Origin of the sequence: Nonomuraea sp. B10E15 (assembly GCF_039871615.1) — a bacterium.
Lineage (GTDB): Bacteria > Actinomycetota > Actinomycetes > Streptosporangiales > Streptosporangiaceae > Nonomuraea.
In genome coordinates, this window is sequence record NZ_JBDPMB010000004.1 from 312,936 (window position 1) to 327,176 (window position 14,241).

Consider the following 14,241-nt stretch of genomic DNA (forward strand, 5'->3'; position numbering starts at 1 on the left):
ATGGATGCTCATCTGGAGAAGTTGTGGAACACGCTGGAGAAGGTCGACGACCACGCGGTCGCCGTCCGGGCCTGGGGTGGGAAGCTGGCCGGCGTGCTGTCCGCGGGGGGCAGGCTGCTGGCCTGCGGCAACGGCGGCTCGGCCGCGGAGGCCCAGCATCTGACGGCCGAGCTGGTCGGCAGGTTCCGGCACGACCGGCGCCCGTACGCGGCGATCCCGCTGCACGCCGACGGCTCGGCGCTGACGGCGATCGCGAACGACTTCGGCCACGAGGAGGTCTACGCCCGCCAGGTGCTGGCCCACGGCCGCGCGGGCGACGTGCTGATCTGCCTGTCCACCAGCGGCCGCAGCCCCAACGTGCTGGCCGCGGCCGCGGCGGCGCAGGACAGCGGGATCGTCGCCTGGGCCATGACCGGCCCCGCCCCCAACCCGCTGGCCATCCTGTGCGACGAGGCGGTCGCGGTGCCGGCGGAGGAGACGGCGACCGTACAGGAGGTGCACCTCGCGCTGATCCACCTGCTGTGCGACGCGGTGGAGGAGGCGCTGTGAGGGGGCCGCTCGTCGTCATCGGCGACTCGCTGCTGGACGTGGACGTCGAAGGCGACACGGAGCGGCTCTGCCCTGACGCGCCGGTCCCCGTGGTCGACGTGGCCGCCGAACAGGCCCGCCCGGGCGGGGCGGGCCTGGCGGCGCTGCTGGCCGCCCGCGACGGCGCCGACGTCGTGCTGATCACCGCGATGGGCGACGACCCCGACGGCCACCGCCTGTGCGGGCTGCTGTCCGAGGAGCTCGATCTGGTACGCCTCCCGCTGCGCGGCGGCACCGTGCGCAAGACCAGGGTCAGGTCGAAGGGCCAGACGCTGGTCAGGCTGGACACCGGCGACGGCGCCGCCAGGTACGCCCCCAGCGAGGAGGCGGCGCAGGCGATCCTCCAGGCGGGCGCGGTGCTGGTGTCCGACTACGGCAGGGGTGTGGCCAGGATGGCCCGCGGGCTGCTGCGCGACGTCGCCGTTCCGGTGGTGTGGGACCCGCATCCCCGGGGCGAACGGCCCATGCCCGGCTGCGCGCTGGTGACCCCGAGCGAGGCGGAGGCGCGGCTGCTGTGCCCCGACGGCTATCACGGACCGGACCAGGCGGCCCGCTGCCTGGTGAGGGCCATCCAGGCCAGGGCGGTGGCCGTCACGACCGGCGAGCGGGGCGCCGCGCTGGCCGTGGAGGGCGGCCCGCTGACGGCGGTGCCGCCGCCGGTGCGCGCCGCCGGGCAGGACGCGTGCGGTGCGGGCGACCGGTTCGCCGCCACCGCGGCGCTCGCGCTGCGCGACGGCACCGACGTGCAGGACGCGGTGACGATCGGCGTCGGCGAGGCCTCGCGGTTCGTCGAGCGCGGCGGCGCGGCCACCGTCAAGGTCCGCGAGCAGCGGCTCGGCGACCGGCCCCGCACGGCGCTGGAGGTGGCCGAGCTCACCCGCGCCCAGGGCGGCCGGCTGATCGCGACGGGCGGCTGCTTCGACCTGCTGCACGCGGGGCACGTGAGCCTGCTGCGGCGGGCCAGGGCCCTCGGCGACGCGCTCGTCGTCTGCGTCAACTCCGACGACTCGGTACGCCGGCTGAAGGGCCCGCCGAGGCCGATCGTGGACGCGCGCGACCGGGTCGAGGTGCTCAGGGCGCTCAGTTGCGTGGACGCCGTGCTGGTGTTCGACGAGGACACCCCGGCGGCCGCCATCGAGCGGCTGCGGCCCGACGTGTGGGTCAAGGGCGGCGACTACACGGGGGAGATCCTGCCCGAAACCGAGGTCCTCGGCAGGCTCGGCGCGGAGACCGTCGTGCTGAGCACGCTGCCGGGGCGTTCGACCACCGATCTGATCAAGGAGATCCAGTGAACATTCTCATCACCGGGGGAGCATCCGGGCTCGGGCTGGCCACCGCCGAGGCCGTGGAGAAGGAGGGCTGGCAGGCGCTGGTCGTCGACGTCCGAGCGCCCGACCAGCGGTTCCAGCACGTCACGGCCGACCTGGCCGACCGGGGCGAGGCCGAGCGCGCCGTACGCGAGCTGGCCGAGCGGGCCGGCGGCCTGGACGGCGTGGTGACGGCCGCGGGCATCGACGCGTGCGGGCGCCTGGAGGACGTTCCCGCCGACGACTGGGAGCGGGTCGTCCGGGTGAACCTGCTCGGCACGGCCTCCGTCGTACGGGCTGCGCTGCCGTATCTCAAGCACACCCGCGGCACGGTCGTCACCTGCGCGTCGACGCTGGGTCTTCGGCCGCTGAGCGACGCGTCGGCGTACTCGGCGTCGAAGTTCGGCGTGGTCGGCTTCACCAGGGCGCTGGCGACCGAGCTGCGCGGGGAGGTCGGGGTGACCCTGCTGATCCCCGGCGGCATGCGTACGAGCTTCTTCGACGGCCGTCCCGAGCAGTACAAGCCGGGACCCGAGGCCGGGCTGAACGATCCGGCCCACGTCGCCCAGTCCATCGTCTTCGCGCTGCGGCAGCCGGCCGGATGCGAGGTGAGAGAGCTCGTCGTCTGCCCGTCCACGGAGACGTCATGGCCCTAGATCTCCTGGTGCTCCGCGGGCTCGGCCTGGGCGACCTGCTCACGGCCGTGCCCGCGCTGCGGGCGCTGCGGCAGGCGTTCCCCCGGCACCGGATCACGCTGGCGGCGCCGCGGGCGCTGGACGCCCTGCCGCCGCTGACCGGGGCGGTGGACGAGCAGGTGGACGTGTCGGGGCCGGGGCCGATCCCCATGGACAGGGTGCCGTTCGAGCGCCCCGACATCGCGGTGAACCTCCACGGCAAGGGCCCGCAGAGCATCGAGGCGCTGCGGCGGACCGGTCCCGGCCGGCTGATCAGCTTCGGCACGGGTCCGGCGTACCCGGACGGCGTGCACGAGGTGCGGCGCTGGTGCGGGCTGCTGGAATGGCACGGCATCGCCACCGACCCCGCCGACCTGACGTTCGGCGTCTCCGACCGTACGGGGCCCGCGATCGTGCACCCGGGCGCCGCCTACCCCGCCCGGCGCTGGCCGCCGGAACGTTTCGCGGAGGTCGCCGCCGCGCTGGACGACGTGGTCGTCACGGGGAACGCCGAGGAGACGCCGCTGGCCAGGCGGGTCGCCGAGCTGGCGGGGCTGCCGCCTGAGCGGGTGCTGGCCGGGCGGACCACCATGGCCGACCTGGTCGACCTGGTCAGCCGGTCGCGGCTGGTGGTGTGCGGCGACACCGGGGTCGCGCACCTGGCGACGGCGTTCTGCGTCCCGTCGGTGGTGCTGTTCGGGCCGGTCTCCCCCGCCCTGTGGGGGCCGCCGCCCGGCTGGCGCCACGTGGCCCTGTGGGCCGGGCGGAACGGGGACCCGCACGGCGAGCGGCCGGATCCCGGCCTGTTGAAGATCGAAGTTTCCGAAGTCGTCGACGCTGCCTTGGAGGTCACGTCATGAGGGCTCTGGTCACGGGGGGCGCAGGCTTCCTCGGTTCGTACCTGTGCGAGCGGCTGCTGGACGAGGGTGCGGAGGTGGTCTGCATGGACAGCTTCCTCACCGGCGGGCCGCGCAATGTCGAGCATCTGATGGACCGGCCGGAGTTCCGGCTGATCGAGTGCGACCTGACCGGATACGTGCACGTGCCCGACCGGCTGGACCTCGTGCTGCACTTCGCCTCGGCCGCCTCGCCGGCCGACTACCTGCGCTACCCGATCGAGACCCTGCGGGTGGGCAGCGCCGGCACGCTGCACGCGCTGGGGCTTGCCAGGGAGAAGGGCGCCAGGTTCGTGCTGGCCTCCACCAGCGAGGTGTACGGCGACCCGCTGGAGCATCCGCAGCGCGAGACGTACTGGGGCAACGTGAACCCGGTCGGCCCGCGCAGCGTCTACGACGAGGCCAAGCGCTTCGCCGAGTCGCTGACGACCGCCTACCGCCACTCGCGCGGCACCGACACCGGGATCGTGCGCATCTTCAACACCTACGGGCCCCGCATGCGCCCGTTCGACGGCCGGGCCATCCCGACGTTCATCAGGCAGGCGCTGAAGGGCGAGCCGATCACGATCACCGGGGACGGCTCCCAGACGCGCTCGGTCTGCTACGTGGACGACACCGTGTCGGGCATCCTCGCGATGGCCCGCAGCCACTTCGGCGGCCCGGTCAACATCGGCAACCCGGACGAGCTGACCATGCTGGAGCTGGCCACGATGATCAAGGAGCTGGCCGGGTCGTCGTCGGAGATCGTCTTCATCGACCGTCCCGCCGACGATCCCCGGGTCAGGCGGCCCGACACGTCGCTGGCTGCCGAGCAGCTCGGCTGGCGGGCGCGGGTGCCGGCGGCCGAAGGGCTCGGGCGCACGATCGAGTGGTTCACCGCCGAGCTGGCCTCGATGGACCAGCTCGAACAGCTCCAGGTCTGATCATGGCCAGGACCGCGATGGTCGTCGTCGACATGCTCAACCCGTACGAGCACGCGGACGCCGAGCAGCTGGAGCGCGCCGTCCAGCCGATCCTGCCCCCGCTGGTCGAGCTCGTCGGCCGGGCACGATCGCGCGACGACGTGGACCTGATCTACGTCAACGACAACTACGGCGACTTCACCGCGACCCGGGAGGACCTGGTGGCGCGGGCGCTCGGCGGTCACCGGCCGGACCTGGTCGAGCCGATCGTGCCCCCGGCGGACTGCTCCTTCCTGCCGAAGGTGCGGCACAGCGCGTTCTTCGGGACACCGCTGGAGTACCTGCTCGGGCAGCTGGGGACGGACACGGTCCTGCTGGCGGGCCAGGTGACCGAGCAGTGCATCCTGTACAGCGCGCTGGACGCGTACATCAGGCACTACTCGATCATGGTGCCGCCGGACTGCGTGGCGGCCATCCACCGCGACCTCGGGCTGGCGGCGCTGCGCATGATGGAGCGCAACATGTCGGCCGAGGTCACCCCGGCCAGGGGCTGCCTCACCTAGCGAGGCACCCGCGAGGCGCCTGCTAGAGCTGCACCCCGAGCAGGGCGTCCACCAGGTCCCTGACCAGGCCCGGCGCGCCGGTGTCCGGGCCTTCGCCGGCCAGCGCCCCGGATGCCCAGGCGTCGACGGCGGCCAGCGCGCCCGGCGCGTCGAGGTCGTCGGCCAGCCGCTCGCGCACCGTGGCCAGAAGCTCCTCGGCGCGCGGTCCCGACGGCAGCGCCGTGGCCCGGCGCCACAGCTCCAGCCTGCGCTCGGCCTCGGCCATCAGCTCGGGCACGTATTCCCAGTCGGCGCGGTAGTGGTGGGCCAGCAGCACGAGCCGGATCGCCATCGGGTCGTGCTGCTCGCGCAGCTTGGAGACGAAGACCAGGTTGCCCTTCGACTTCGACATCTTCTCGCCGTCGAGCGCCACCATGCCCGCGTGCGTGTAGAACTTGGCGAAGGGCCACTCCCCCGTGGCCGCGTGGCCCTCGGAGGCGCCGCACTCGTGGTGCGGGAAGATCAGGTCGGAGCCGCCGCCGGCCACGTCGTAGCCCGCGCCCAGGCTGTCGAGGGCGATCGCGGTGCACTCGATGTGCCAGCCGGGCCGGCCCCTGCCGAGAGGCGAGTCCCAGGCGGGCTCGCCGGGCCGCTCGGCGCGCCACAACAGCCAGTCGAGCGGGTGCCGCTTGCCCTGCCGGTCGGGGTCGCCGCCGCGCTCGGCGAACAGCGCCAGCATCTCGTCCTCGTCGTAGCCGGACACCTGTCCGAACTTGGGCGCGTCGGCCACGCTGAAGTAGACGTCGCCGTCGAGGTCGTAGGTGACGCCCTTGGCGGAGAGCCTGGCGATCAGACCCGCCACCTGGTCGACGACCTCGGTCACGCCGACGTACTCGCGGGGCGGCACGATCCGCAGCGCCTCCATGTCGCCGCGGAACAGCTCGATCTCCCGCTCCGCCAGCTCGCGCCAGGAGACGCCGGTCTGCGTGGCCCGTTCCAGCAGCGGATCGTCCACGTCGGTCGCGTTCTGCGTGTAGTGCACCTCGTGGCCCGCGTCGCGCCACAACCGGCCGACGAGGTCGAAGGCGAGGTAGGTGTTGGCGTGGCCGAGATGGGTGGCGTCGTAGGGGGTGATGCCGCAGACGTACATCCTGGCGGTCGGCCCCGGATCGGTCTGCCTGACCTGCTTCGCGGAGGTGTCGTGGAGACGCAGCGGGATGCTCTCACCAGGGAGCTTGGGTATGTTCGGGGCAGACCACGATCGCATGTCTTCGAGCCTATCCGTCCCGATCTGCGGTCAGGTCGGTGAAGTCGTACGTCACGCCGCCGGCATCGATCTCGACCTCCATCACCGAAAGGGAGGCGAGGACGCGGCCGTCGGCCAGCTCGTGCCGGACGATGAGCGCGCCCGGGTCGGAGGACGGCTCCGCCGCGGCCAGCTCGCGCCAGGCGCTCGTCTCCGCGAATCTGGGCAGGTAGGCCAGCACCCGCTCGTCTTCCGGATCCAGGCCCGCGTTGACCACCATGCTGGTGCCCTCGGGCAGCTCGCCTTCGGTGCGCCGCTCGCCGTCCCAGCTGACCAGCCGCACCCGCGACAGGTCGGCCAGCACCAGATGGAAGGGGTCGTAGCGGGTCAGGTCGGCATCGGGGAAGTCGCCGCCGTACGCGGCCCGAAGCGCCAGGTCGCCCCGGGAGATCTTCGTGGTCTCCCGCGCGGCCCGGCCGCGGCCGTTGAGCAGGGCGGCGGCGCGGCGGGCCGCCGGGTTGACGGCCAGCCAGGTGCCGCCGGCCTTGAGGTCGCGCCCGCCGATCACGCCAGGGTATTCGGGCCAGTGCTCGCCCGGGCCCTCCCACGGACGGTCGGTGAACTCGTCTCTCACGCCCATGAGCGTCAGCGGCCGCCCGGTTCTCACGATCAGCGTGCACATGGGCAAAGGGTAATCAACGCCCCAAGTCGCGTGACGCCCGGGGTCGGGTCAGATCGGCGGCCAGGGGATGGCTGGCCAGCCCTCCGGCGGGTAGGGGTGCACGCCGGTGTCGAGCAGCCGCCTGACGCGCTGCCAGGTGGCCTCCACCTCCGCCGGCGTGAGCAGCTCGCGCAACCTGCGCCCGAGGGATCCCGACTCGAGGTCGCGCTCCAGCTTGGCCAGCACCGCCACCGCCTCGCGGGCCAGCGGCTTGCCGCGCCACTGCCACAGCACCGTACGCAGTTTGTCCTCGACGGAGAAGCAGACCCCGTGGTCGACGCCGTAGACGTGGCCGGTGGGCAGCGGCAGCAGGTGACCGCCCTTGCGGTCGGCGTTGTTGACCACGGCGTCGAACACCGCCATCCGGCGCACGACCGGGTTGCGGCTCTTGACCAGCCGCATGAGGTCGATCTCCCGCTCGGTGTCGATCCAGAGCTGGCACATGCCCGGCCCGAAAGGGCCGTCGCGGTAGACCGTGGGCGGCACGATGCGCCAGCCGGTCGCCTGGGACACCTCGTAGGCGGCCACCTCGCGGGCGGCCAGGGTGCCGTCGGGGAAGTCCCACAGCGGGCGCTCACCGCGTACGGGCTTGTAGACGCAGGCCGCCGTGCGGGAGCCCAGTTTGACCGAGCAGTAGAGCGTCATGTTGGTCGCCTCGACCAGACGGCCGGCCACCTCCAGGCGGCCGTCACGCAGGAGCGCGTGCGCCTCGTCCTCGTGCAGGGGCGGCGGCTGGGACGACTTGACGGCCGGTTCGCTCTCAGGAGCGGTCATGAAGCCGCCTCACCCCCGCGGTAGCCGTTGAGACGGACGCACACGTGACCGGCCGCGTCGAGCGGCTGGCTGCACAGGGGACACGGCGGGCGGCCCGCCGCGACGATCTGCAGCGCTCGCTGGGTGAAGGCCCGGGCGGCCCCGGCGCTGATGCGCACGCGCAGCACCGCGGGGTCGGGGCCGTCGAGGTCGTCCTCGTCGACGGCCTCCTGCGCCTCAATCACCACCTGCGACCTGTCCGAGTCCCAGGCGAGCGCCATGGTCCCCACCCGGAAATCCTCCGCGACCGGCACGTCCAGGGGCGCGTCGTCGGCCAGGTCGGCGGGCGCCAGCGCGGGCACGTGCGCGGCGCCCCCGCTGAGGCGCAACACCTCGTCGAGCAGCTCGTCGAGCCTGCCCGCCAGCGCGGCGACCTGCAACTTCTCCAGCGCCACCGTGGTCAGTCTGCCCTCGGCCCTGGCCTGCAGAAAAAAGACCCGCGCGCCCGGCTGCCCCAAGGCACCGGCGACGAACCTCTCTGGTGGGTCGTAGTCGAAGACCGGCATAGCCTGACCTTACGTGGTTCCGGGTCCGCCGCCGACGGCAGCATCGCTCCCGGTGATGTTTTCTCCCCCGTCTTTCTCCTCCGAATCCTCGGGAAGCCTCAATTCCCCCATATCGTTAAGCCTGAGCACAAAGGGACGTAGCGGCGCATAGCGAATGACGGTGAGCGCTCCAGGATCGGCTGTTATCCGCTGAAAGTGATCGAGGTGGAGGCCCAGAGCGTCCGCGACGATCGCCTTGATCACGTCGCCGTGGCTGCAGACCAGGTAGACACCCTTCTCCCCGACCCGCTCGTTCCACTCCCTGACCGCCGCGACCGCCCGATGCTGCATCGCCGTCAGCGCCTCCCCGCCGGGGAAGGCCACCGCGCTCGGATGCGCCTGGACGACCTGCCACAGCGGCTCGCGGGCGAGCTCTTTCAGCGGCCGCCCGGTCCACTCGCCGTAACCGCACTCGATGAACCGCTCGTCGATCACCACCTCCGCCGCGCGCCCGTCGGCGACCGCCTGGGCCGTCTCCCGGCACCGTTCGAGCGGGCTGGAGACGATGGCGTCGAGACCGACGCCCGCGATGCGCCCGGCGAGCGCCGCGGCCTGCGCTCTGCCCGCCTCGCTCAGGTGCACCCCCGGAGTACGGCCGGCCAGCACCGGCCCTGTGAGATCCGTCAGCCCGTGCCGGGCGAGAAGCAACGTGGTCACCCTGCCAGTGTCGCAGGCGCCGTCCACAGTCGATCACAACGGCTGCGCCCCCGCCCCGGCCCGGCGCCCGCGGCGCCGCCATCCGGCCGCACGCGGGGCCGCCCCTCCCTCTACGGGCCGCGGACCACAACCCGCCCAGCAGATCTCCGGCCGGCCGATGAGAAAACGGCATGGCGGGCCGCCGCTACAGCCCTGACCACCGACAACAGCGGAGCGGCAGCCTGCTGAGCAGGTTTCTTGTTGGTAATCTGGCGGGATCATGGAGCAGCGCTATGTCGGCCACAGCGGACTGTCGGTGTCCAGGCTGGGGCTCGGCACGATGACCTGGGGGCGTGACACCGACGCGGACGAGGCGGCCGCCCAGCTCCGCACGTTCCTCGACGCGGGCGGCACCCTCGTCGACACGGCCGACGTCTATACCGGCGGCGACTCCGAGCGGCTGCTGGGGCGCATGTTGCGCGACTCGGTGCCGCGCTCCGAGCTGGTGATCTCCACCAAGGCCGTGGTCACCCCCACGGGCCGGCGGCCCCGCGACGCCTCACGGCGCCACCTGATCGCCGCCGTCGACGACTCGCTCAACCGGCTCGGGCTCGACTACGTCGACCTCTGGCAGCTGCACACCTACGACGCCGAGGTGCCGCTGGAGGAGACGCTGGCCGCGCTCGACGCGATCGTCTCCTCCGGCCGCGCCGTCTACGCCGGCGTCTGCGACTACGCCGGCTGGCAACTGGCCGCCGCCGCGGTCACCCAGAAGATGATCCCCGGCCGCATCCCGATCACCTCGGCGCAGGCCGAATACTCGCTGCTGGCCCGCGAGCCCGAGCGCGAGTTGCTGCCCGCCGCCAGACACCTCGGCGTGGGCATGCTGGCCTGGTCGCCGCTGGGCAGGGGGGTGCTGACGGGCAAATACCGCGCCGGTGTCCCCGGCGACTCGCGCGCCGCCACCCCGCACTTCGCCGACTTCGTCCGCCCTTATCTCGACGAGCGCAGCCGGCGCGTGGTCGAATCGGTCATGACCGCCGCCGACGGGCTCGGCGTCTCGCCCCTGGCGGTGGCGCTGTCGTGGGTGCGCGACCAGCCCGGCGTCGCCTCCGCCATCGTCGGAGCGCGTACACACGCGCAGCTCAAGGGCATCCTGCCCGCCGAAGACGTGGTGCTGCCCATAGAGATCCGAGAGGCCCTCGATGACGTGTCGTCACTCGACTGACCGGGAACGAGAGACTCTCTCGTGTATCACTAGTCGATACCGAATCGCAACTTTACCCGGCAAACGCCTGCGTCCGACCGGGGATGTCCATCAGGATTTCTCCCTGAGGCAACGCAGGAGGGGACGGATGGGGAGCAGGACCGCGATCTCGGCTGGAGTTCTCGCGGTGGCGTTGGGGGCCGTTCCGGTGGCGGCACCGGCCGCGGCGGCCACCACCCAGGACTGCACGCGGGGCGGCGGCCTGCTTTCAGGGGTGACCAACACGCTGTGCGACGTCGTGGGTGCGGTTACCGGCACGGTCGACACCCTGACAGGCGGGGTCACCGGCAAGGTGACCGACGGCCTCGACAAGACCACCGACGAGGTGCTCGGCAGAGTGGGCACGGTCGTGCCGACCGCCAGGCCGAAGACCACCAGGACGATCGAGCCGCCCCCGTCGCCGTCGCCCAGGGCGAGTGAGCAGGAGCGGGAGCCCTCCGATGACGGATGCCTGCCGGAGCCGGCCTGCGCGGACGGCGAGGTCCACAGCACTCTGTCGCCACCGCGCACGTCCTCGGCCAGGCGCCCGGCGCGGCCGCGCGCGGGACAGAAGGACTCCTCGTCCGTGCCCAGCACGTCGAGGACGCGCAGGCCCGAGAGCCGGCCGCAGCTCATGGACACGCGCCGGCCGCTGGCCGACAAGAAGCGGGCCGACCCGGAGGAGCCGCGGGTCGACCTGTTGTGGCCCAACCCGTTCGCGCACGAGCTGACCGTGCCGATGCAGCAACAGCGGGTCGTGCGGCCCAGCCCGCCAGCCTCCGACGTGCTGGGCACGGCGCTGACCATCGCGCTGCTGGGGTCGGCGGTGCTCGCCGCCCGCATCGTCCAGCAGCGCCGCAGCCGCAACGAACCCGCCGAGTCGATCCCCTTCGAGCCGGCCCGCGCCGGCAACGGCCGCCACCGCACGGCCTGAGCAGCACCCCCAGGCCCCACCGCCGGCGTCGGCCTCGACCGCCCCGGCGGCGACGGCGGCCGTCTCCGTGAGCGCCGCCGTCGCGCCTGAGCGCCGACGGGTGGTTCAGCCGCCGATGGCGTGGACGCCGCCGTCCACGTGGACGATCTCGCCCGTCGTCGCCGGGAACCAGTCGGACATGAGCGCCACGCACGCCCTGGCCGCCGGGACCGTGTCGGACAGGTCCCAGCCCAGCGGGGCCTTCTCCGGCCAGCTGTCCTCGAACTCCTTGAAGCCCGGGATCGACCTGGCGGCCATCGTGCGCAGCGGACCGGCCGCCACCAGGTTGACGCGGATGTTGTGCTTGCCCAGGTCGCGGGCGAGGTAGCGGTTGCAGGACTCCAGGCCCGCCTTGGCCACGCCCATCCAGTCGTAGACCGGCCACGCCTTGGAGGCGTCGAAGTCGAGGCCGACGAGGGAGCCGCCCTCCTTCATGAGCGGCAGGCAGGCGACCGCCAGCGATTTGTACGAGTAGGTCGACACCTGCACGGCGGTCGCGACGTCGTCCCACGAGGTGTTGAGGAAGTTGCCGCCCAGAGCGCTCTGCGGGGCGAAGGCGATCGAGTGGACCACGCCGTCGAGACCGTCGACGTGCTCCCCGACCCGGGCCGCGAGCGTGTCGAGGTGCTCGGTGTCCTGGACGTCGAGCTCCAGCACGGGGGCCGGCGACGGCAGGCGCCTGGCGATGCGCTCGACCAGGCTCAGCCGGCCGAACCCGGTGAGCACCACCGTGGCGCCTTCCTCCTGCGCCAGCTTGGCGACGTTGAACGCGATCGAGGCGTCGGTGAGCACGCCCGTCACGAGAATCCGCTTGCCTTCGAGAATGCCCATGTCAGTGCCCCATCCCGAGTCCGCCGTCGACGGGGATCACGGCCCCGGTGATGTAGGAGGCGTCGTCGCTGGCCACGAAGCGCACGACGCGCGCGACCTCCTCGGGGCTGGCCTGGCGCCCGAGCGGGATGCGCGCCACGATCTGCTCCTGGTCGAGGTCTGCCGTCATGTCGGTGGCGACGAAGCCGGGCGAGACGACGTTGACCGTGATGTTGCGCGAGCCGTATTCGCGGGCCATGGAGCGGGCGAAGCCGATGAGGCCGGCCTTGGAGGCGGCGTAGTTGGCCTGCCCGGCCTGGCCGCTCATGCCGATGACCGAGGAGATGAGGACGATCCGGCCGCGCTTGAGCCGCATCATGGGCCTGATGGCCCGCTTGGCGACGCGGTAGGCCCCGGTGAGGTTGGCGTCGATGACGTCGGTGAAGGTCTCCTCCTGCATCATCGCCAGCAAGGTGTCCTTGGTGATGCCGGCGTTGGAGACCACGACCTCGACCGGGCCGTGCTCGGCCTCCACCTTGTCGAAGGCGGCCTCGACGTCGGCCATGCTGGTGACGTCGCAGCGCACGCCGAACAGGCCCTCGGGCGGCTCCCCTGAGCGGTAGGTGACCGCGACGGCGTCGCCTGCCGCGGAGAGTTCACGGGCGATCGCGAGGCCTATGCCGCGATTGCCTCCGGTGACGAGTACAGAGCGTGCCATGACACCTGACGCTATCTCCTACCGGCGGGTATGCGCTTGTCCGGGTGGTACAAGATCGCAGGGTTAGGATCGTGGACATGCGCCAGATCGATCCCGACTTCCTGGAGCTGCCGCTGCGGCAGCTCGCGGACGCCGCCCTGCAACGTGCCCGCGACCTCGGCGCCGAGCACGCCGACTTCCGGCTCGAACGCGTCAGGGCCGAGACGCTGAGCCTCTATGACGCCCGGCTCGAAGGCTCCATGGACGCCGACGACCTGGGCTACGCCGTGCGCGTCGTCAAGGGCGGCACGTGGGGGTTCGCCGCCGGCATCCACCTCACCCCCGAGGCCGCCGCGGCGGTGGCCGGGCAGGCGGTGCGGGTGGCGGAGGTGAGCGCCCCGATCAACAGGGAGCCCATCGAGCTGGCCCCGGAGCCGGTGCACGCCGACACCGTGTGGGTGTCGGCGTACGACGTCGACCCGTTCGAGGTGGCGCCGGCCGACAAGGTGGGCCTGCTGGCCGACTGGTCGGCCGGGCTGCTGAAGGGGGCCGACCACGTCTCGGCGCGGCTGCTGCAGGTCAAGGAGCAGAAGTTCTACGCCGACACGGCCGGCACGGTGACCACGCAGCAGCGGGTGCGGGTGCATCCCAGGCTCAACGCGATGAAGGCGGCCGAGGGCGGGTTCGACGACATGTCGACCCTCGCGCCGCCGGTCGGCAGGGGCTACGAATATCTGACGGGCACGGGCTGGGACTGGCGGGGCGAGCTGGCCAGGCTGCCCGAGCTGCTGGCGGAGAAGCTGGCCGCGCCCTCGGTCGAGGCCGAGGACTACGACCTGGTGATCGACCCGTCCAACCTGTGGCTGACGATCCACGAGTCGATCGGCCACGCGACCGAGCTCGACCGGGCGCTCGGCTACGAGGCGGCCTACGCCGGCACCAGCTTCGCCACGTTCGACCAGCTGGGGGAGCTGGTCTACGGTTCACCGCTGATGAACGTGACCGGCGACCGCACGGTCACGCACGGCCTGGCCACGATCGGCTACGACGACGAGGGCGTGCAGGGGCAGAGTTTCGACATCGTCAGGGACGGCATCCTGGTCGGCTACCAGCTCGACCGGCGGATGGCGCTGATGAAGGGGTTCGGGCGGTCCAACGGCTGCGCGTTCGCCGACTCCCCCGGTCACATGCCGATCCAGCGCATGGCCAACGTGTCGCTGGTGCCGGCGCCCGGCGGGCCCTCCACCGACGAGCTCATCGCGGGCGTCGAACGGGGCCTCTACATCGTCGGCGACAAGAGCTGGTCGATCGACATGCAGCGCTACAACTTCCAGTTCACGGGGCAGCGGGCGTACAAGATCTCGCACGGGAAGCTGGCCGGTCAGGTCAGGGACTTCGCCTACCAGGCGACGACGACCGACTTCTGGCAGTCGATGGAGGCCGTGGGCGGGCCGCAGACGTACGTGCTCGGCGGTGCGTTCAACTGCGGCAAGGGCCAGCCGGGGCAGGTCGCGCCGGTCAGCCACGGCTGCCCGGCGGCGCTCTTCAGGGGCGTGCGGATCCTCAACACGGTGCAGGAGGGCGGCAAGTGAACGAGCACGGCGAGCTGACCGGCGGGCGCGGGCCGGTGGAGAGCCTCATATCC

16 protein-coding genes are annotated in these 14,241 nt (G+C 72.3%); 9 read left to right on the forward strand and 7 right to left on the reverse strand.

The genetic code is table 11. From position 1 onward, the window contains the following. From ABGB14_RS17060 to ABGB14_RS17085, 6 genes are read left to right on the forward strand one after another with little or no spacing between them, the layout of a single operon-like run. Positions 1-549 (forward strand): SIS domain-containing protein, encoded by a 549-nt coding sequence (locus tag ABGB14_RS17060; protein ID WP_347644629.1) that lies wholly within the window; start codon positions 1-3, stop codon positions 547-549. Further along, complete coding sequence (locus ABGB14_RS17065) at positions 546-1,880, forward strand: PfkB family carbohydrate kinase (protein WP_347644630.1); 1,335 nt, start codon at positions 546-548, stop codon at positions 1,878-1,880. The genes ABGB14_RS17060 and ABGB14_RS17065 overlap by 4 nt, the downstream gene beginning before the upstream one ends. Next, positions 1,877-2,551 carry an SDR family oxidoreductase gene (locus ABGB14_RS17070; protein ID WP_347644631.1) on the forward strand — a complete coding sequence of 225 codons (675 nt, stop codon included), beginning with the start codon at positions 1,877-1,879 and terminating at the stop codon, positions 2,549-2,551. Before ABGB14_RS17065 ends, ABGB14_RS17070 begins: the two co-directional genes overlap by 4 nt. After that, positions 2,542-3,429: a glycosyltransferase family 9 protein gene (locus ABGB14_RS17075; RefSeq protein WP_347644632.1), complete on the forward strand. Its 888-nt coding sequence runs from the start codon at positions 2,542-2,544 to the stop codon at positions 3,427-3,429. The genes ABGB14_RS17070 and ABGB14_RS17075 overlap by 10 nt, the downstream gene beginning before the upstream one ends. Next, positions 3,426-4,388, forward strand: coding sequence for a UDP-glucuronic acid decarboxylase family protein (locus tag ABGB14_RS17080; RefSeq protein WP_347644633.1), 963 nt, complete (start codon positions 3,426-3,428; stop codon positions 4,386-4,388). Before ABGB14_RS17075 ends, ABGB14_RS17080 begins: the two co-directional genes overlap by 4 nt. Positions 4,389-4,390: 2 nt before the next feature. Then, positions 4,391-4,930 carry an isochorismatase family cysteine hydrolase gene (locus ABGB14_RS17085; protein WP_347644634.1) on the forward strand — a complete coding sequence of 180 codons (540 nt, stop codon included), beginning with the start codon at positions 4,391-4,393 and terminating at the stop codon, positions 4,928-4,930. A 22-nt stretch (positions 4,931-4,952) separates the two neighbouring features. Here ABGB14_RS17085 and mshC read toward each other — a convergent pair whose 3' ends face one another. Genes mshC through ABGB14_RS17110 form a run of 5 tightly spaced genes read right to left on the reverse strand, consistent with a single transcriptional unit; the run spans position 4,953 to position 8,891 of the window. Beyond that, positions 4,953-6,176, reverse strand: coding sequence for a cysteine--1-D-myo-inosityl 2-amino-2-deoxy-alpha-D-glucopyranoside ligase (gene mshC / locus ABGB14_RS17090; protein WP_347644635.1), 1,224 nt, complete (start codon positions 6,174-6,176; stop codon positions 4,953-4,955). 10 nt (positions 6,177-6,186) lie between these two features. Beyond that, on the reverse strand, positions 6,187-6,837 hold the full coding sequence (locus ABGB14_RS17095) for an NRDE family protein (RefSeq protein ID WP_347644636.1): 651 nt from the start codon (positions 6,835-6,837) through the stop codon (positions 6,187-6,189). Positions 6,838-6,885: 48 nt separating this feature from the next. After that, on the reverse strand, positions 6,886-7,650 hold the full coding sequence (locus ABGB14_RS17100; protein WP_347644637.1) for an SCO1664 family protein: 765 nt from the start codon (positions 7,648-7,650) through the stop codon (positions 6,886-6,888). Continuing rightward, positions 7,647-8,195: a DUF3090 domain-containing protein gene (locus ABGB14_RS17105; protein ID WP_347644638.1), complete on the reverse strand. Its 549-nt coding sequence runs from the start codon at positions 8,193-8,195 to the stop codon at positions 7,647-7,649. Before ABGB14_RS17105 ends, ABGB14_RS17100 begins: the two co-directional genes overlap by 4 nt. Before the next feature lie 9 nt (positions 8,196-8,204). Next, a complete protein-coding gene (locus ABGB14_RS17110) occupies positions 8,205-8,891 on the reverse strand; it encodes an MSMEG_4193 family putative phosphomutase (RefSeq protein WP_347622317.1) in 687 nt (228 codons plus the stop codon). A gap of 259 nt (positions 8,892-9,150) precedes the next feature. Between ABGB14_RS17110 and ABGB14_RS17115 the strand changes: the two genes are divergently transcribed. Further along, a complete protein-coding gene (locus ABGB14_RS17115; protein ID WP_347644639.1) occupies positions 9,151-10,098 on the forward strand; it encodes an aldo/keto reductase in 948 nt (315 codons plus the stop codon). Between the two features lie 127 nt (positions 10,099-10,225). Beyond that, on the forward strand, positions 10,226-11,050 hold the full coding sequence (locus ABGB14_RS17120; protein ID WP_347644640.1) for a hypothetical protein: 825 nt from the start codon (positions 10,226-10,228) through the stop codon (positions 11,048-11,050). Positions 11,051-11,155: 105 nt separating this feature from the next. On the opposite strand, the gene fabI is transcribed toward ABGB14_RS17120, so the two are convergent. Together fabI and fabG are read right to left on the reverse strand one after the other, a co-directional pair. Then, positions 11,156-11,920: an enoyl-ACP reductase FabI gene (fabI, locus tag ABGB14_RS17125; RefSeq protein ID WP_347644641.1), complete on the reverse strand. Its 765-nt coding sequence runs from the start codon at positions 11,918-11,920 to the stop codon at positions 11,156-11,158. A 1-nt stretch (position 11,921) separates the two neighbouring features. Beyond that, the gene (fabG, locus tag ABGB14_RS17130) at positions 11,922-12,617 is read right to left on the reverse strand and encodes a 3-oxoacyl-ACP reductase FabG (protein ID WP_347644642.1); all 696 of its coding nucleotides are present in this window, start codon (positions 12,615-12,617) and stop codon (positions 11,922-11,924) included. A 77-nt stretch (positions 12,618-12,694) separates the two neighbouring features. On the opposite strand from fabG, the gene ABGB14_RS17135 reads away from it, so the two are divergent. Further along, positions 12,695-14,188, forward strand: a complete 1,494-nt coding sequence (locus tag ABGB14_RS17135; RefSeq protein WP_347644643.1) for a TldD/PmbA family protein — start codon at positions 12,695-12,697, stop codon at positions 14,186-14,188. Positions 14,189-14,241: the final 53 nt, after the last annotated feature.